The organism is Streptomyces antimicrobicus, assembly GCF_020532625.1.
GTDB classification, from domain to species: Bacteria; Actinomycetota; Actinomycetes; order Streptomycetales; family Streptomycetaceae; genus Streptomyces; species Streptomyces antimicrobicus.
In genome coordinates this window covers 72,168-90,938 of sequence record NZ_JAJAUY010000005.1, presented here as the reverse complement: position 1 = coordinate 90,938, position 18,771 = coordinate 72,168, and the positions used below count along the sequence as shown (strand labels likewise).

The following is an 18,771-nucleotide window of genomic DNA, read 5'->3' as shown; positions in this document are numbered from 1 at the left end:
CTTCCGCACCGCCCCGCATGCCCCAAGGAGCCAGAGCATGTCCGTCGACCTGAGCCACCGCACCTTCCTCAAGGAACTCGACTTCACCCCGGAGGAGTTCCGCCACCTGCTGGAACTGTCCGCACAGATCAAGGCCGCCCGCCGCAGCGGATGCGAGGAGCAGCGGTTGCGCGGCAAGAACATCGCCGTCATCTTCGAGAAGACCTCGACCCGAACCCGCTGCGCGTTCGAAGTGGCCGCCCATCAGCAGGGCGCCCACGTGACCTACCTCGATCCCGTCGGCTCGCAGCTCGGTCACAAGGAATCGGTCAAGGACACCGCCCGGGTGCTCGGCCGCTATTACGACGGCATCGAGTACCGGGGCAGCGACCAGCGGCTGGTGGAGGAACTGGCCCAGTACGCCGGCGTTCCGGTGTGGAACGGGCTGACCGACCAGTGGCACCCCACCCAGTCCCTCGCCGACGTGCTCACCATGGGGGAGCACACCGACAAGCCGCTGCACCAGGTGTCCTTCGCCTACCTGGGGGACGCCCGGAACAACGTCGGCAACTCGCTGCTGATCACCGCGGCGATGCTCGGCATGGACGTACGCATGATCGGCCCCAGCGCCCTGCACAACGCCCCCGACGTGGTCGAGGAGGCACGCAAGGTGGCGGCCGGCACCGGTGCGCGGATCACGCTCACCGAGGACGTGGCCGAGGGCGTGGCAGGGGTGGACTTCGTCTACACCGACGTCTGGCTGTCGATGGGGGAGCCGCCCGAGCTGTGGGACGAGCGCATTGCTCTGCTCAAGCCCTACCAGGTGACCTCCGCCGTCCTTCGGGCGACCGGGAACCCGCGGGTGAAGTTCATGCACTGCCTTCCCGCCTTCCACAACAGTGACACCACCGTCGGCGCGAAGATCGCCGCCCGCACCGGCATGACCGCGCTGGAAGTCACCGACGAGGTCTTCGAGTCCTTCCACTCCATCGTGTTCGACCAGGCCGAGAACCGGCTCCACACCATCAAGGCGGTCCTGGTCGCCACCCTCGCCGACTGAACCCCGCCCGCCCCCGCCCCTGGAGAACACTCATGCGTGTCGTCGTCGCCCTGGGTGGCAACGCCCTGCTCCGCCGCGAGGAGCGGCCGGACGCCGCCGTGCAACTCGCCAACGTCCGCGCCGCCGTGGCGGCCCTCGCCCCGCTCGCCCACGAGCACGAGCTGGTCATCACCCACGGCAACGGCCCCCAGGTCGGCGTCCTCGCCCTGGAAAGCGCCGCCGACCCGTCCCTGAGCGACCCCTACCCCTTCGACGTCCTGGGCGCGGAGACCCAGGGCATGATCGGCTACTGGCTCCTGCAGTGCCTGCAGAACGCCCTGCCAGGCCGCCAGGTGTGCGCCCTGCTCAACCAGACCCTGGTCTCCGCCGCCGACCCCGCCTTCACCGACCCGGCCAAATTCGTCGGCCCCGTCTACGACCAGGAGGAAGCCGAACGCCTGGCCGCGAAGCGGGGCTGGACGGTCAAACAGGACGGCATGCACTGGCGGCGCGTCGTGCCCTCGCCCCGCCCCCAGAGGGTCGTGGAGACCCGGCTGATCCGGCTGCTGCTCGCATCGGGAGCGGTGGCCGTGTGCGCGGGGGGCGGCGGTGTACCGGTCATCCGTGACGAGCAGGGTCAGCTGACCGGCGTCGAAGCGGTGGTGGACAAGGACCTCACCGCGGCCTTGCTGGCCGAGGCGCTGGACGCCGACGCCCTGCTGCTGCTCACCGACGTCCCGCACGTCTCGCTCCACTACGGCACCCCCGACGCAGAACCCATCGGACGGACCACCCCGGCAGCGCTCCGAGCCCTGAGCTTCCCGGCGGGATCGATGGGCCCCAAGGTCGACGCCGTGTGCCGGTTCGTGGAACTCACCGGCGGCACCGCCGCCATCGGCGCCCTCCGAGACGCCCGCGCCATCCTCCACGGGACCGCCGGCACCGTCGTCACACCCACCGGCCGCGACCTCCACCGCCGCCCCGACGCGCATGAGGACCTGACATGAGCCTCGACACACCCCCCGTCGCCCCCGAGCCCGCCGCCGACAATGCCGGCACCGCGCCCGCGAAACGGCGTTTCACCTTCCCCTCCGCGTTCACCGTCCTCATAGCGGTCACCGTCGCGGTCTGGGCCCTGACCTTCGTGGTCCCCGCCGGCCGCTACGACACCAAGGACGGCAGCCCCGTCCCCGGCACCTACCGGCCGGTGGAGGTGACCACCGGCTTCCGGGAGCGGCTGGGGGACCTGTTCCTCTCACCGGTCAACGGCCTGTACGGCGTCACCGACACCCAGAGCGGTCTCACCGCACCCGGGGCCACCGGCACCTTCGCGGGCGCCGCCGGAGTGTTCCTCTTCATCCTGGCCGTGGGCGCATTCATCACCGTCACCATGCGCACCGGCGCCCTCACCGCCGGAGTGGCCCGCCTCGCCCAACGCCTCCGGCACCACCGGGCCGTACTGCTCGTCGTCCTCATGGCGGTGTTCTCCCTCGGCGGCACCACCTACGGCATGGCGGAGGAAACGCTCGGCTTCTACGGCCTCATGATCCCCCTGATGCTCGGCCTCGGCTACGACCGCATGGTCGCCGCGACCGTCGTCATGGTCGGCGCCGGAGTCGGCACCCTCGCCTCCACCGTGAACCCCTTCGCCACCGGAGTGGCCTCCGACAGCGCCGGCATCGGCACCGGAGACGGCATCCTGCTCCGTCTGACGATGTGGGCCTGCCTGACGGCCCTGGCAGCCGCGTACGTGCTGCGCTACGCCCGCCGCATCACAGCCGACCCCACCCGCTCCCTGACACCGCTCACCGAGGACGACCACCGTCTCCAGGCCGAGAGCGGCGGACAGGCGGACCTGACCAGTCGTCAGCGCATCGTCCTCGGCCTCTTCGCGGCCACCTTCCTCTTCATGATCTTCGCCGTGGTCCCCTGGGCCGATCTCCACATCACCTTCCTGCCCACACTCGGCTGGTACTTCCCCGAACTCGCCGCCCTGTTCATCGTCGCGGCCATCCTTGTCGGGCTGCTCGGAGGACTACGTGAAAAGGGCACCGTGGAAGCCGTCACCGCCGGAGCAGGAGACTTCATCGGCGCGGCGATGATCGTCATGCTGGCCAGGGGCGTCACCGTCATCATGAACAACGCCCGCGTCACCGACACCATCCTCGACGCCCTGCACGAGGCGGTGTCCGGCACGTCCTCCAGCGCGTTCGCCGTCCTGATGTTCGGGGTGAACCTCCCCCTGGCGTTCTTCGTCCCCTCCTCCTCCGGCCACGCGGCCCTCGCCATGCCCATCCTGGCGCCACTGGCCGACTTCGCGGGAGTCAGCCGGGCCCTGGTGGTCACCGCCTACCAGTCCGCCTCGGGATGGGTGAACCTCATCACCCCCACCTCCGCGGTCGTCATGGGCGGCCTCGCCCTGGCCAAGGTCCGCTACGACCAGTACCTGCGCTTCATGGCACCCCTCATGGGCATGCTGCTGGTGGCGGTCGCCGGCTTCCTGGCGTTCGACGCGGCCGTGAGTTGAGTGCGGTTCTGATGTCCCCGGCCGGCGGACCGATGCACTCGGCCCGCCGGCCCACCACCGTGCCTGCCGCGGTACGGGCCTGGTGGCTGTGCCGGACGGCCGTCGGAGCCGTCACATCGATCGGGATCGGCGCCGTACTCGTGTTCGCCGCTCCGACGTCCTCCTCCGGCGGGACCGGTGCGGTGACAGTCTCGGCGCCGCGACCGGCGTCGGGGCTGTCGTCGTCGTGATGCCGTTCTGGTCGGCCGCGGTTCGGCCCGGCGGGGCCGGCGCTGCCGTTCCTGCGATGCGGGCGGAGCGCGTTGCGGATGGCCCGGGCCGAAGGCTCGACCCCAGCGCTTCGGCCTCAGCCGCCGCGCTACCGCACCCTCGCAACGACCGGGGCCCGGTGCGGCCGCTTCCCCCGGAAGGGAAGCGGCCGCACCGGGCCCCGGCAGGCTCCAGCGAGGTCGTGCCGACCACGAGCGACGGTCACAGGTGCCGCACCACCGCCACAGGCGCCGCAGCACGGTGCAGCACCGCGTGCGTGATCGGGCCGATGCGCGGGCCGATCGCCGCGCGGCGTACACGCCGTCCCACGACCAGCAGTGAGGCGTCCTTCGAGGCGTCCACGAGGTGGTCGGCCGCCCCGCCCACCACACACTGCTCCTTGACGTCGACCTCCGGGAACTTGCCCCGCCACGGCCGCAGCACGTCGGTGAGCACGCTTGCTTCACGCAGTCCCATCGCGACGCCGTGTCCGGGATCGACGGCTTCGGGGTCGTGTCCGAAGACGATCGGTACGTCCCACCCGTGGACGACCCTCAGGGCGGCCCCGCGTGCGACGGCGGAGGAGAAGGCGAATTCGATCAGCTCGTCGCACGGCCGGGTGAGGTCGAGCCCCAGCACCACATCGAGGTACCGCGCCCGGTCGATCGGGCCGTCCACAGGCTGCTTCTCCTCCTCGGCCCGGTCGCCGGCCCGCACGACGACGACCGGGCACTCGGCATGCGCGACGACGGGCAAGGACACCGATCCGGCCAGCAGGCCACCCAGGGCGCCCAGCCCTCGCGAACCCAGAACCAGGACCTCCGCCTTGTTCGCCGCGGCGAGCAGCACCTCGACGGGACGGCCGAAGACCTGCTCGACGCTGACGTGCAGACCGGGATGATCCTCTCGCACCCGCTCGGCCGTCTCACGCGGGATGCGCTCGGCCCCGTGCGGGGTGATGGTCTTTTCGCCGGGGGCGGTGTCCGCACCCGTGAACGGGGCGTGGGCGAACGCCGGCGACCAGTCCTGCCAGGCATGGACGATGTGCAGGGGCAGATCCCGCAGTAGCGCCTCTCGGGCAGCCCACCGCGCGGCAGCCTGCGACTCGACCGAGCCGTCCACAGCGGCGATGACGGTACCTCGTGACATGGAATCCTCCGTGCAAGGGGACGTTTCCGTCGGGGAAGTGGCCGGGACCAGGGGAAGTGGCCGGGACCACGGGAAGTGGCCGGGACCAGGGGAAGGCCGGGCCCCTCCGCCTGGGCGCGGCACTCGTCTGCGGCGAACAGGCCGGCCGCTCCTTACCGGGCCGGGGTGATCAGCCCGTAATGGCCGTCGTAGCGGTGGTAGAGCACCCTGCCCCGACCGGTGGCCGTGTCGGCGAAGAAGACGAACGGCAGTCCGGTGAGGTTCAGCCGCTGAACGGCCTCGGGCACCGTGCTCACGGGCACGGGGACCGTGCTCACGCTCAGCAGCCCCTCGGCCTCGCGCTCCTGGCCCACGGGCCCCAGCGATGCCAGGCGGTGGCGGCCGGTGCGGACGTCGCGGTAGACCACGCTGTCGTACCCCGAGATCAGGTCCGTGAAGACCCAGAAGTCGTAGTCCATGGCCTCCAGGTCGATCACGGCGTCCTCGGGCGTCTGCCGGGTCTGGCTGAACGACTTGCACCGCTCGATGCGGCGCTCCTCGGCCGGCAGGTGCTGACGGTGCGGGCGGTGCTCGTGGCTCGCGCCGTCCCGCCACGCCTCCTGGACGGTGCCGGAAGACCCGCGCGGCCCGTACCGCCGTGCCCGGGCCAGCCGCACGGTCAGACGCTCCTGCAGAAGGTCGACCGCTTCGAACATGGTGCTCGCGGCCACGTGGGCACGTACCGGCCGACCGCTCACATCGACCACGGCCTGGGCCGTGGCGGGGCGGGCCGCCGAGCGATGGACCGCCTGGGTGAGCTTCACCTGGGCGGCCAGCACCGGCTCGCTCACGTGGTCGAGGGTGGCGAGCACCTTCCCCCGTGCGTAGGCGGCCGCGCCTCGGGGCACCTGTCCTCGACTGCGGACCTGGACGTCGACTGCCGGGCTGGTCTTGAGACCGCTCATGGGAACTCCTCCTCGGTCGCTCTCAGCCTGTCCGGCGCCGACTGTTTCCGGCAGAGCCGACGGGGCCGTCGCCGGGGGGCGACCGGTCCCTTCACCGCCCGTCCATCCGGGACGTACGGGCCTCCGCGAAGGGCCGTTCGGGGCTTTCCGCCCGGCTCCCGGACATCCTCAAGGAGGCGGGGGCACGTGAGGTACGTGCGAGTCGTCTCGCCTGTCGGCCGTCAGCCGGTTGACCACGCCGACGACGCCGTCGACCCGCCAGGCGGCCCGGACCAGAGCCGTGGTGTCGATCTCCGGTCCGGCGACGCCCGCGAGGGTGACGATCCCGTCCCGCACACCGATGCGAAGCCTGCTGGCGCCGTGCGCGGGACCGCGGGGGTGCACGACGCCGGCCACGGCTTCGCGGATCTCCTCGTCGGTGCGCAGGAAGACACGCAGGAGGTCGCGGCGTGTGGTGATGCCGATGAGACGGTCCTCCTCGTCCACCACGGGCAGCCGGTCGATGTGGCGGCGTTCCATGATGCGGGCCGCGTCGACCACGCGCTGTTCGGGATGCACGGTGACCGCGGGACTGGTCATCAGCCCGCCGGCCGTCAGAGCCGGTCCTGCGGTGGGTCGCGCGTGCGCGATCCGCCTCAGGGCCCGCAGCACGCGGTCCCGGCCCGACCCGGTTCGGCCGTGCCCCGCCTGTCGCCGGGTGAGGTCGGTCCGCGAGACCACGCCCATGACCTTGTCGTCGTCGTCCACCACCGGCAGACCGCTGATGCGGTGGGAAGCAAGCAGGCGGGCCAGCTCCTTGAAGGGGGTGTCGGGGCGTGCCCGGACCACTTCGCCGGTCATCACTTCGCCCACCGTCCGGTGCTTCACCACGGTTCTCATCTCCATTCGCCTGATCAGCTCTTGCCCGCTGCCCACGGCGCCGCGGTCTTCGCCCCCAGCAGCGGGGAGACGGGTCTCGGGGCGCGGATGCGAGGGCGTCCACTTCGCGGGAGGCCGGGAACTTCACATGTCGAAGACGATGCGTGCCCCGACCCGGCCGTCGAGACTGCTGCCTTCACCGCCCGCTCCTCTTGTTCGTCGCCGCTTCCAGAGTGGTGCGAGGCGCCGGGAGCGGACAGAACCGGTCAGGACCTGTATCGCGGGCCGTTCGGCCCACCGCTCGGCCGCCCCGTCGAGCACGACCACGAATCGCCAGCTCGCCGGCACACCGGACGGCGGCGCCGTGCGCGTGCCGGTCGAGGACGGTTCGCTGACGGACCTCACCCTCGTCCCGGAGCAGCCGGCGGCCGCGGAGGACGTCAGCCACGCCTTCCTCGAAGCCGCGGAAGGACCACTGGAGGGGATCCTGCGCGTGAGCCCGCCCCGATCGTCTCGCGCGACATCGTCGGCGGCCCCGCCTCCTGCGTCGTGGACGCCCCCTGACCCAGGCCGTCATCGGTGCGCCTCCGGGCGGCGCGGTGGCACTGGTGCTCGCCGCGCACCAGCTCGTGCGACGGCACCGCGAACGGCGCCGCGCTGCCCGGTGGGGCCGGGAACGGACCAGGGTCGCCCCCGAGTGGGACCGAAGGAACGCCTGACCAGGAGGCCCCGAAGACCCTCGGGCCCCTCTCCGGGACCTTCGGGACCTTCGGGACCTTCGCCCAGGGCGCCTCCCGCACAAGGCTGTGACCGAAGCGACGAACGGCCCCCGCACACAAGGAGCTCTCCATGACTCAGGTGACCAGTGACCGGCAGGACACCGCTTGCGGCGGCGGGGTTCCGTCCGATGCCGGGATCGCCGTGAACCGGCTGGTGGACCACGCCTCCAAGGCGCTCGCCGACTTCGAGTCCCTTACCCAGGAGCAGGTCGACCACATCGTCGCCAAGGCGTCGGTGGCCGCCCTGGACCAGCACACCGTCCTGGCGCGGCTGGCGGTGGAGGAGACCGGCCGGGGCGTCTTCGAGGACAAGGCGGCGAAGAACATGTTCGCCTGTGAGCACGTCACCCACAGCATGTCCCGGACCAGGACGGTCGGCGTCATCGGCCGTGACGACATCGAGGGCATCATCGAGATCGCCGAACCGGTCGGCGTGCTGTGCGCGGTCACCCCGGTCACCAATCCGACGTCCACGACCGTCTTCAAGGCGCTGCTGGCCCTGAAGACGCGCAACCCGGTCGTGTTCGCCTTCCACCCCTCCGCGCAGGCGTGCAGCGCCGAGGCCGCTCGCATCGTGCGGGACGCCGCCGTCGCCGCGGGGGCGCCTGAGCACTGCGTGCAGTGGATCGAGGAGCCCTCGATCGAGGCCACCGGACTTCTCATGCGCCATCCGGGGGTGGCCCTGATCCTCGCGACCGGCGGGAACAGCATGGTCAAGGCCGCCTACTCGGCGGGCAAGCCCGCCGTGGGCGTCGGTGCCGGCAACGTACCGGCCTATGTGCACCGCAGCGCCGAGCTGCGCAGGGCGGTCAACGACCTCGTCCTGTCCAAGTCCTTCGACAACGGCATGATCTGCGCCTCCGAACAGGCGGTCATCCTCGACACCGACATCTACGACGAGGCGCTGACCGAGTTCCGGCGCCTGCACGCCCACCTCGCGACGGCCGAGGAGAAGGGGAAGCTGGAGACCTACCTCTTCCCCCCGGACCCGGCCGGCAGGCAGGGTCATGTCAATCCGGCGGCTGTGGGCCAGAGCCCCGCCTGGATCGCCGAGCAGGCCGGGTTCGCGATCCCCGCGGAGACGTCGCTCATCCTGGTCGAGGCGAACCGCGTCGGGCCCGACGAGCCGCTGACGCGGGAGAAGCTCTGCCCGGTCCTCACCGTGCTGCGGGCCGGCTCGACCGAGGAGGGCTTCGACCTCGCGGCCGACATGGTCGCCTTCCACGGGCAGGGACACAGCGCCGTGATCCACACCGGCGACCCGGCCCTGGCCGAAAGCTTCGGGCACCGCATGAAGACCGTGCGGATCATCGTCAACTCGCCGTCGTCCCAGGGCGCGATCGGCGGCATCTACAACCGTCTCCTGCCCTCGCTGACCCTCGGCTGCGGCTCGTGGGGCAGCACATCGGTCTCCGACAACGTCTCCGCCGCCCAGTTGCTCAACATCAAGCGGCTCACCACACGGCAGAACAACCTCCAGTGGTTCAAGGTGCCGCCGAAGATCTACTTCGAGCCGCAGGCCGTCCGCTACCTGGCCGCGATGCCGGAGGTCCACCGCGTCACCGTCGCCACCATGACCCGGCTCGGGCACGTCGACCGCGTCCGTCGCGTCCTGCAGCAGCGGGAGCTGCCCGTAACCATCCAGGTCATCGACGACGTCGAACCGGAGCCGAGCATCGATTCCGTGCAGCGCGGCGCTGCCCTCATGCGCGAGTTCCGTCCGGACACCATCATCGCCCTCGGCGGCGGGTCACCCATGGACGCGGCGAAGGTGATGTGGCTGCTGTACGAACAGCCGGACATCGACTTCGCCGACATGCGCCAGAAGTTCTCCGACATCCGCAAGCGCGCCTTCCGCTTCCCGGTGCTCGGCGAGCGGGCGCGGCTGGTCTGCGTCCCCACCACGTCGGGCACCGGCGCCGAGGTCACCCCCTTCGCGGTGATCTCCGACCCGGCGACCGGCAAGAAGTACCCGCTGGCCGACTACGCCCTCACCCCCAGCGTCGCGATCGTCGACCCGGTCCTCACTGCCGACCTGCCGGCGACGCTCGCTGCCGACAGCGGCTTCGACGCCCTCACGCACGCCACCGAGGCGTACGTGTCGGTCTACGCCAACGACTTCACCGACGGCCTGGCGCTGCACGCCGTCAAGCTGGTCTTCGAGAACCTCGAAGCCGCCGTCACCGGCCAGGACGCACGGCGGTCCCGGGCCCGGGAGAAGATGCACAACGCGGGCACCATCGCCGGCATGGCCTTCGGCAACGCCTTCCTCGGCGTCGTCCACGCCATGTCCCATACCCTGGGCGCCACCTTCCACGTCGCCCACGGGCGGACCAACGCGATCCTCCTGCCCCACGTGATCCGCTACAACGGCACGGTTCCCGCCAAACCGACGGGCTGGCCCAAGTACGAGAGCTACCGGGCGCCCGAGCGCTTCCAGGACATCGCCCGTGCACTGGGGCTGCCGGCCTCCACCGCCGCCGAAGGCGTCGCCTCGTACGCCGCCGCCGTGGAACGCCTGCGTGACGCCGTCGGAATCGAACCGTCCTTCCGAGCCCTGGGCATCGACGAGACGGCCTTCGTCACGGCTCTTCCCGAGCAGGCGCTGAACGCCTACGAGGACCAGTGCGCGCCCGCCAACCCGCGCATGCCGATGCTGGACGACATGGAGGAGATCATGCGAGCCGCCTACTACGCCGGCCCCCGGCCACTGCCCTTGATCTGACACTCCGGGCCACCCGCTCGGCCGTTAGGCTGTCTCGGTACGGGCGGGTGATCGACGGAGGAGGCCCCCGTGGGCGTGGAGGAGCCGCTGTCGCGGATGCCCCAGATGCGGCTCGACGAGCTGCTGGAGGAACTGCAGGCGCGCATCAACGCCGCACGCGGCACCCGGGACCGGGTACACAGCCTGCTGGAGGCCGTCGTCTCGGTCGGCCGCGAACTGGACCTCTCCCAGGTGCTGCGGCGCATCGTGGAAGCCGCCGCGCTGCTCGTCGACGCCCAGTACGGGGCGCTCGGGGTGATCGGGCCCGACGGCCGGTCCCTGTCCCAGTTCCTCACCGTCGGCCTGACCGAGGAAGAGATCGCGAAGATCGGCCCCCTGCCGGCCGGACACGGCATCCTGGGCGAGCTCATCCGCAAACCCGAGCAGCTGCGCCTGACGGACCTCGGCGCCCACGAGGCGTCTTACGGATTCCCCGCCCACCACCCGCCCATGCGGACCTTCCTGGGTGTGCCCATCCGGGTGCGCGACGAGGTCTTCGGCAACCTCTACCTGACCGACAAGCACGGCGGTCAGGACTTCGACGCCGAGGACGAGTCGGTCATCTCCACGCTGTCCGTCGCCGCCGGTGTCGCCATCGACAACGCGCGCCTGTACGAGGCGTCGCAGCGGCAGCAGCGCTGGCTCCGGGCAAGCGCGGAGATCACCAACAGCCTCCTCTCCGGCAGTCCGCGGCTGGCGGTGCTGGAGCTCATCGCCCGCCGCGCCCAGGAGATCACCGGGGCCGGGCTCGCCGACGTCTCCGTGCCCGTCGCCGGGACGGACGACCTCGTCGTGGAACTGGCCGTCGGAGCGGACGACACCACCCGCAACGGGCTGGTGGTCCCGATCGAGGGCACCCTTTCCGGCGCCGCGCACAAGGCCGGCGCGTCCGTGACCACCGTCGGCCTCGCGCAGGACGACCGCTACACCGCAGGCCCCCGCCGCTTCGACGGGCTGGGCCCCGCGGTCGCTGTGCCCCTGGGCACAGCCGCCGAGGACACCCGCGGTGTCCTGCTGCTGGCCCGGCACCAAGGGGACCCGGTTTTCACCGAAGCAGAGCTTGAGCCGCTGCTGGCCTTCGCCGGACAGGCCGCGCTCGCCCTGGAGCTGGCCGAGCGCCGCAGCGACGCCGAGCAGCTCGCCCTTCTGGAGGACCGCGACCGCATCGCCCGTGACCTCCACGACCTGGCCATCCAGCGGCTGTTCGCGACCGGCATGACCCTGCAGAGCGCTGCGCGGCTCGTGCAGCACGAGGGCGCCGCCGAACGGGTCTCGCGGGCCGTCGCGGACCTCGACGAAACCATCAAGATCATTCGCTCGACGATCTTCGGCCTGCGCGCCCGCGAGGAGGACACCGGGCCGAGCCTGCGCGCACGGGTCGCCCGCACCGTGGGCGAGACGGCGACCACGCTCGGATTCCCGCCCCGTCTGAGCATGGAGGGACTGCTCGACACGGACGTACCGCCGCAGGTGGCCGGTCATGTCACGGCAGCCCTGACCGAAATGCTCAGCAACGCCGCCCGCCACGCCCACGCCACCCGGGTCGACGTCACCCTCCAGGCCACCTCCGAAGAAGTGGTCCTCACCGTCACGGACAACGGCCGGGGCATCCCCGCCGACGGCAGGCGCAGCGGCCTGAGCAACCTGGAGGAGCGGGCCCGCAGCGTGGGCGGCGCCCTGGAGATCGTCTGCCCTGAGGAGGGCGGCAGCCGGCTGGTGTGGCGCGCGCCTCTCGTCTCCGGCCCCCGCTGAGTGACCGCCGGCTCCCCAGCCGGAGCGCATCCGATCCTCCCGGGTGGGACCGGGGCAGGTGGCCCGTCTGCCGGCCTCCCGCCGTTCCGAGGGGGGTGCCCTGCAGTGGGTGCACGCAGTCCCGGTGGTGGGGCGCGTGTGCCGCCGTCGCGCTCGGCCGTCCGCGCCACCGGCAGGCCCCTGCACGGTCAGGTGCATGCCCGTCACCAGGTCCGGCCGGGCATGAGGGCCATCCGGCCCTGGGCGACGGTCCCGCTCGCACGGCACGATGCGTGCGGAGCCCTCAAGGGCGGAGAACTCGGCGAACACGGAGTGTGTGATGACGGACAGCAGCGGCAGCCTCACCGAGAAGGAGCCGGTCAGGGTCTTCCTCCTCGACGACCACGAGGTGGTGCGTCGCGGTGTGCACGACCTCCTGGACGCCGAGCCCGATCTGACGGTGGTCGGTGAGGCGGGCACGGCGGAGCAGGCGCTGGTGCGGGTGCCCGCCCTGCGACCGCACGTCGCCGTTCTCGACGTGCGCCTGTCGGACGGGGACGGGGTGAGCGTGTGCCGGGAGCTTCGCTCGCGCATGCCCGACCTGGCCTGCCTGATGCTGACGTCGTTCGACGACGAGGAGGCGCTGCTCGACGCGATCATGGCCGGTGCGTCCGGCTACGTCCTCAAGCAGATCACGGGCACCGATCTGGTCACCGCCGTGCGGACGGTCGCCTCCGGCCGGTCCATGCTGGACCCCGGCGCCACGGCCCGGGTCATGGCCCGGCTTCGTGGCGGGTCCCCCCAGGAGGAGCAGCGGCAGGGGCTGCCGGGACTGACCGAGCGGGAGCGGGAGATCCTCGCTCTGGTGGGGGAGGGACTGACCAACAGGGAGATCGGCCAGCGGCTGTATCTGGCGGAGAAGACGGTCAAGAACAACATTTCCCGGTTGCTCGCCAAGTTGGGTGTCGAACGCCGGGTGCAGGCCGCCGTCATCGCCACCCAGGCACTGGCTGCCCGGGAGGACCAGGTCGGTACAGCCGGGCGGGGAGGCCGCCCGCGCGGCTGACGCCGGCTCCCCAGCGGATGCGGACCGGTGAAGCAGCCCCTGCCTGGTGCCCCGCCAGAGCTGAGCAGGGGCCGCGGTCGGCATTTCCCGGTGCACGAAGAACGCGAAGGGGCCGATCCTTCGATCGCCCCTGACCGACCGCGCGGTGCGGTTCTGGGTGCGGCCGCGCTGCCGTGTTCCTCATCGTGCGGTCGCTGCTTCGGCGGCCGGGCGGTGCCGTTCCCGTGGTGGGACCGGCCGTGTGACCCGTGCCCGCAACGAGGACGGCGTCAGTCGTGCGGCACGACGGCGACGGGGCAGGGGGCGTGGTGCAGGGCGGCGTGGGCGACCGACCCGATGCGGGTACCGACGGGCGCGCGGCGCGTCCGCCGGCCGACCACGAGCAACTGCGCGTCCGAGGTGGTGGACAGCAGTACCTGTCCCGCGCTGCCGATCTCGACGTGCTCGGTCACCGGGACGCCGGGGAACCGTGTCCGCCACGGGGCGAGCGCCTCCGCCAGGGCCTTCTTCTCGTACGGCTCCAGCCCTCCGGCCTCGTCCGCGAGGAGCATCGAGCTGGGGCTGTAGGCGTAGATCGGCGGCAGGCTCCAGGCCCGTACCGCACGCAGGGCCGCGCCGCGTGCTGCCGCCTCCCCGAAGGCGAAGCCGAGTACCGCGGCGCTGTCCTCCGGCGTGCCCTGCTGGCCCACGACGATCTCGCCGCCCTCCGCCCGGGGCGTCTGCCCGTCGCGGGCGCGCACGGACACCACGGGCCGTTCCGCGGAGGCGATCACCTGCTGACCGTAGGAGCCGAGGAGGAAGCCGACGAACGCCCCGTGCCCCCGCGAACCCAGCACCAGCATCTCGGCTGCTTCGGCTTCCTTCAGCAGAGCGGCGACCGCGGTGTCCTGGACCACTTCGGCGGTGAACGTCAGGGCCGGGTAACGGCCGGCGACGCGCGTCTCGGCCTCGCGGAGCACGGCGCGGGCGGACTCGGCCTGCGTCTCCCTGTCCTGGACGACGGGGGCGTCCAGGGGCTGCCAGAGCCAGGCGTGCACGATACGCAGCGGCATCCCGCGCAGCTCGGCTTCACGTGCCGCCCAGTCCGCCGCTGCGAGGCTCTCCGCGGAGCCGTCCACCCCTACGGTGATGGCGCTGGTCATGAGGGTGCCTCCATACGGTTCGAAGGGCATGGCCGCTTCGGCCGTGCTTCCTGTCCTCAGCCTCCTTGAGGAAGTGGTGGTCCGCCGAGGGCCCATCGGCCCTGTCTTCCGGCCGTTCGGCCACGGCGTCGCGGCCCTCCGACCGGTGAGGTGCGGTCGCGGGGACTGCCGGCCCGCAGCAGGGGACCTCCGGCCCCCTGCGCGCATCGTCCCGGCCGCATCACTGTGGAGGGACAGGCCCGCCCAGCAGCGCCCCGGAGTGCCGGACGGCGATCCCGGGGCCCCTGAGGACAGCCCGCGTACGCCGCCTCCGGCCCGCCCGGCCGCCAGACCCACGGAGTCCCCATGTCCCCTACCGTCACCGCCGGCCTCGACGGATCCCCCGAAAGCCTCGCCGCCACCCAGTGGGCCGCCCAGGAGGCATTGCGACGTGCCGTGCCGCTGCGACTGCTCCGTGTCGGGAGCATCGACGAGGATCCCCGTACCCGTGTGGTCGACCGGGCGACGGCACGGGAATGGGGCGAGCGCACGCTCGCCATCGCCGAAAGGCGGCTACGCCGCCGCCACCCGGGTCTGGACGTCGACACGGCGTGGGTGGCCGGCGACCCGGTGGAGGAGCTGTGCGGTGCCGCCGAGGAAGCGGAACTGCTGGTGCTCGGCTCCCGCGGTCTCGGCGGCCTGGCCGGATTCCTCGCGGGGTCGGTGTCCCTGGCGGTGCTCGCCCGCACGCGGCGCCCGGTCGTTCTCGTCCGCCCGCACGACCTCCTGGAGCCCCAGGAGGAACGTACGGGGGAGGTGGTCATCGGTCTGGACGTGTCCGCCGCCGGCGACGAGCTGCTCGACTTCGGCTTCGCCGCCGCGGACCGGTACGGCTGCGGACTGCGCGTGGTGCACCGGTGGGCCGTTCCGGCGCTCTACGGCCCCGACATGGGCGGCGCACTCCCGCTGCTCATGACGGAGGCAGCCGCAGACACGCGACGGGCGCTCGACGAGGCCCTGGCCCCCTGGACCGAGAAGTTCCCGGACGTGGCGGTGGTGCGCGACTGCCGCCAGGGCCGGCCGGCGCAGGACCTGATGGAGCTGTCGCACGACGCCCGACTCGTCGTCGTCGGCCGCAAGGTCCGCCGGGCACGGATCGGCACTCATGTCGGGGCCGTCACCCACGCGGTCCTTCACCACTGCCTGGCGCCGGTCGCGGTCGTACCCCACGACTGAACGGGCCCGACCGCGGAACGGCGCGCACCGGCACCGCCCGTCCCGGTCTCGGCCCCGACGCCGGCGACCGGACGGTTCGGGCAGCCGCGCCGTCCGAACGGCTGCCTCTCCCCCTCTCGACGACGACTCGGCACGCGCCGTGAGGGAGGGCCGAAGGTCCCGTGTGCCCACGGGACCACCGGCCCTGTCCACCCGGAACGACAAGGCCGGTCAGCGGCTTCGCACGACCTTTGCGGCCCTCGGCCGGTGGCAGGCGGCCGAGGAACATCGATGGTGAGGCCGAGCCACCTCGCCCGCCTCGAAGGCCGCCGTCCCTCGGAGATGACGACATGACCGCAACCGTCCAGCCCCCTGCCGACACCGGCCCCGCCGACACGCCGTGGCGCGGCTTCACCGGTGAGGAGTGGCAGCGGGAGATCGACGTCCGTTCCTTCATCCAGGACAACTACACCCCCTACGACGGCGGTTCCGCGTTCCTGGCCGGTCCCACGGACCGGACGCTCGCCGTGTGGGAAGCCGTCGCCGCCCTCTTTCCCGAGGAGCGCCGCAAGGGCGTCCTCGACGTCGACACGGCGACACCCTCCACCATCACGTCCCACGCGCCCGGCTACATCGACCGCGACCGGGAGCTGATCGTCGGGTTGCAGACCGACGCCCCGCTGAAGCGGGCCATCATGCCCAACGGCGGACTGCGCATGGTCGAGAACGGGCTGCGCGCGTACGGTTTCGCGCCGGACCCGTTCGTCACCACGGTCTTCGGCACGTACCGCAAGACCCACAACGACGGTGTCTTCGACGCCTACACCCCCGAGATGCTGCGCGCCCGCAAGGCGGGCATCATCACGGGCCTGCCCGACGCCTACGGACGCGGCCGGATCATCGGCGACTACCGCCGCGTCGCGCTGTACGGGACCAGCCGGCTGATCGAGGCCAAGCGCGCCGAGCGGTCACGCCTCGACCACATCCCGTCCGCGGCCGACGTCATCCGCGACCGCGAAGAACTGGCGGAGCAGATCAGGGCTCTGGGCGAGCTGGAGCACATGGCCGCGTCCTACGGCTTTGACGTCTCCCGACCCGCGGCCACCGCACAGGAGGCCGTCCAGTGGCTGTACCTGGGCTTCCTGGCCGCGGTGAAGGAGCAGAACGGTGCGGCGATGTCCCTGGGCCGCACCTCCACGTTCCTGGACGTCTACCTCCAGCGCGACCTCGACGAGGGGCGCATCGACGAGAGCCGCGCCCAGGAACTCGTCGACGACTTCGTGATCAAACTGCGGATCGTGCGGTTCCTGCGCACGCCGGAGTACGACGCACTGTTCTCCGGCGACCCCACCTGGGTCACCGAGTCCATCGGCGGCATCGGAGAGGACGGGCGCCCCCTGGTCACGCGCACGTCCTTCCGCTTCCTCCAGACCCTCTACAACCTCGGACCCGCTCCGGAGCCCAACCTGACCGTGCTCTGGTCCCGCCGGCTGCCCGAAGGGTTCAAGCGGTTCTGCGCCCAGGTCTCCATCGACACCAGCTCGATCCAGTACGAGTCCGACGACCTGCTCCGCCCCCGCACGGGTGACGACTCGGCGATCGCCTGCTGCGTCTCCGCGATGGCGGTGGGCAAGCAGATGCAGTTCTTCGGTGCCCGCGTCAACCTCGCCAAGGCCCTCCTGTACGCCGTCAACGGCGGTCGCGACGAGATGACCGGCGAGCAGGTCGCCCCGAGGACGGCCCCGCTGACCGGCGAGTACCTCGACCACGCCGAGGTGGCCGACGCGTACGACCGCATGCTGGACTGGCTCGCCGCGACCTACGTCGACGCGCTCAACGTGATCCACTACATGCACGACAAGTACGCCTACGAGCGCATCGAGATGGCCCTGCACGACCACCCGGTCCACCGCACGATGGCGTGCGGCATCGCCGGTCTCTCCGTGGCCGCCGACAGCCTCTCGGCCATCAAGCACGCTCGCGTGAAGGTCCTCCGGGACCCCACCGGGCTCGCCGTCGACTATGAGGTCGAGGGGGACTACCCGTCCTACGGAAACGACGACGACCGGGCGGACGGGATCGCCGTCGACCTGGTCCGCTCCTTCATGGCCAAGGTACGGCGCCATCCCACCTACCGGGGTGCCGAACACACGCAGTCGGTTCTCACCATCACCTCCAACGTCGTGTACGGCAAGCACACGGGCAACACGCCGGACGGCCGGCGCGCAGGAGCACCGTTCGCACCGGGCGCGAACCCGATGAACGGCCGTGACCACCGCGGCATGGCGGTGTCGGCGCTGTCGGTCGCGAAGATCCCGTACGACCAGGCCCGCGACGGCATCTCCCTGACGTCCACCATCACCCCGGAGGGCCTGGGGCACGATCCGGCCGAACGGGCGGGACACCTCGTCGGGATCCTCGACGCCTACACCGCCGAAGGCGGCTTCCACATGAACGTCAACGTCCTCGACCGCGCCACCCTGGAGGACGCCATGGAACACCCCGAGAACCACCCGGAGCTGACCATCCGTGTCTCCGGCTACGCCGTCAACTTCGTCCGGCTCACCCGCGAACAGCAACTCGACGTCATCAGCCGCACGTTCCACGGTGCGCGATGACCACCGGTCGCGTCCACTCCTGGGACCTGTCCACCGGCGTGGACGGGCCCGGGACCCGTTTCGTCCTCTTCCTCAGCGGCTGCCCGCTGCGCTGCCTGTACTGCGCCAACCCCGACACCTGGCACCTGCGCGACGGGGAGCGGGTCACCGCGGACGACGTGGTGTCCCGCATCGAGCGGTACCGCGGCTTCACCGACCTGGCGGGTGGGGGAGTGACCCTCACCGGAGGCGAGCCCCTGCTCCAGCCGGCCTTCACGGCCGAAGTCCTGCGGGCGTGCAAGGAGCGCGGCCTTCACACGGCCCTGGACACCTCCGGTGCCCTGGGCGCTCGGGCCGACGACGCCCTGCTGGCCGATACCGACCTCGTCCTGCTCGACATCAAGTCCTTCGACGCCGACGTGTACCGGCGCCTGACCGGCGGCCCCCTCGCGCCCACCCTCAGCTTCGCCACCCGGCTGCAGCGTCTCGGCGTCCCGGTCTGGATCCGCTACGTCCTCGTCCCCGGCTGGACCGACGACGCGGCGGCCGTCGACGGCCTCGCCCGCTTCCTCGCGGACCTGGACAACGTCGACCGCGTCGACGTCCTCCCCTTCCACAAGCTCGGTGCCGCCAAATACGACGCGCTCGGCATCCCCTTCCCCCTCCAGGACAGTCCCCTTCCCGACGTCGCTCTCGTCGAGCGCGTGCGCGACCAGTTCCGAGCCCGCGGACTCCGAGCGCTGTGACACCGAA

General features: G+C 71.6%; 13 protein-coding genes and 1 pseudogene. 10 read left to right on the top strand and 4 right to left on the bottom strand.

Annotation, left to right across the window (positions count from 1 at the left end):
• Window positions 1-37: 37 nt before the first annotated feature.
• Genes argF through LG632_RS02555 form a run of 3 tightly spaced genes read left to right on the top strand, consistent with a single transcriptional unit; the run spans window position 38 to window position 3,545 of the window.
• Entirely contained in the window at window positions 38-1,039 is a 1,002-nt protein-coding gene (gene argF / locus LG632_RS02565) for an ornithine carbamoyltransferase (RefSeq protein ID WP_226724681.1), read from the top strand.
• A 32-nt stretch (window positions 1,040-1,071) separates the two neighbouring features.
• Window positions 1,072-2,025: a carbamate kinase gene (locus LG632_RS02560; RefSeq protein ID WP_226724678.1), complete on the top strand. Its 954-nt coding sequence runs from the start codon at window positions 1,072-1,074 to the stop codon at window positions 2,023-2,025.
• Window positions 2,022-3,545 carry a YfcC family protein gene (locus LG632_RS02555; RefSeq protein WP_226724677.1) on the top strand — a complete coding sequence of 508 codons (1,524 nt, stop codon included), beginning with the start codon at window positions 2,022-2,024 and terminating at the stop codon, window positions 3,543-3,545. Before LG632_RS02560 ends, LG632_RS02555 begins: the two co-directional genes overlap by 4 nt.
• A 471-nt stretch (window positions 3,546-4,016) precedes the next feature.
• On the opposite strand, the gene LG632_RS02550 is transcribed toward LG632_RS02555, so the two are convergent.
• From LG632_RS02550 to LG632_RS02540, 3 genes are all read right to left on the bottom strand, one after another.
• Entirely contained in the window at window positions 4,017-4,943 is a 927-nt protein-coding gene (locus LG632_RS02550; RefSeq protein ID WP_226724674.1) for a universal stress protein, read from the bottom strand.
• A 152-nt stretch (window positions 4,944-5,095) separates the two neighbouring features.
• Window positions 5,096-5,887 (bottom strand): sigma 54 modulation/S30EA ribosomal C-terminal domain-containing protein, encoded by a 792-nt coding sequence (locus LG632_RS02545; protein ID WP_226724672.1) that lies wholly within the window; start codon window positions 5,885-5,887, stop codon window positions 5,096-5,098.
• 168 nt (window positions 5,888-6,055) lie between these two features.
• Window positions 6,056-6,772 carry a CBS domain-containing protein gene (locus LG632_RS02540; protein ID WP_226724670.1) on the bottom strand — a complete coding sequence of 239 codons (717 nt, stop codon included), beginning with the start codon at window positions 6,770-6,772 and terminating at the stop codon, window positions 6,056-6,058.
• Between the two features lie 259 nt (window positions 6,773-7,031).
• Here LG632_RS02540 and LG632_RS02535 point away from each other — a divergent pair.
• The 4 genes and pseudogenes from LG632_RS02535 to LG632_RS02520 form a co-directional block, all read left to right on the top strand.
• Window positions 7,032-7,303 (top strand): annotated as a pseudogene (locus LG632_RS02535) (type I glyceraldehyde-3-phosphate dehydrogenase); the annotation flags it as partial.
• 291 nt (window positions 7,304-7,594) lie between these two features.
• Entirely contained in the window at window positions 7,595-10,249 is a 2,655-nt protein-coding gene (gene adhE / locus LG632_RS02530) for a bifunctional acetaldehyde-CoA/alcohol dehydrogenase (protein ID WP_226724669.1), read from the top strand.
• Window positions 10,250-10,318: 69 nt separating this feature from the next.
• A complete protein-coding gene (locus tag LG632_RS02525) occupies window positions 10,319-12,040 on the top strand; it encodes a sensor histidine kinase (RefSeq protein ID WP_445271380.1) in 1,722 nt (573 codons plus the stop codon).
• 319 nt (window positions 12,041-12,359) lie between these two features.
• Complete coding sequence (locus LG632_RS02520) at window positions 12,360-13,085, top strand: response regulator (RefSeq protein WP_226724667.1); 726 nt, start codon at window positions 12,360-12,362, stop codon at window positions 13,083-13,085.
• 269 nt (window positions 13,086-13,354) lie between these two features.
• Here LG632_RS02520 and LG632_RS02515 read toward each other — a convergent pair whose 3' ends face one another.
• Window positions 13,355-14,227, bottom strand: a complete 873-nt coding sequence (locus LG632_RS02515) for a universal stress protein (protein WP_226724665.1) — start codon at window positions 14,225-14,227, stop codon at window positions 13,355-13,357.
• A 345-nt stretch (window positions 14,228-14,572) separates the two neighbouring features.
• Between LG632_RS02515 and LG632_RS02510 the strand changes: the two genes are divergently transcribed.
• From LG632_RS02510 to pflA, 3 genes are all read left to right on the top strand, one after another.
• On the top strand, window positions 14,573-15,442 hold the full coding sequence (locus tag LG632_RS02510) for a universal stress protein (RefSeq protein WP_226724663.1): 870 nt from the start codon (window positions 14,573-14,575) through the stop codon (window positions 15,440-15,442).
• Between the two features lie 329 nt (window positions 15,443-15,771).
• Window positions 15,772-18,039: a formate C-acetyltransferase gene (gene pflB / locus LG632_RS02505; protein ID WP_226724661.1), complete on the top strand. Its 2,268-nt coding sequence runs from the start codon at window positions 15,772-15,774 to the stop codon at window positions 18,037-18,039.
• Complete coding sequence (gene pflA / locus LG632_RS02500; protein WP_226724658.1) at window positions 18,036-18,764, top strand: pyruvate formate-lyase-activating protein; 729 nt, start codon at window positions 18,036-18,038, stop codon at window positions 18,762-18,764. The genes pflB and pflA overlap by 4 nt, the downstream gene beginning before the upstream one ends.
• The last annotated feature ends 7 nt before the right edge of the window (window positions 18,765-18,771 follow it).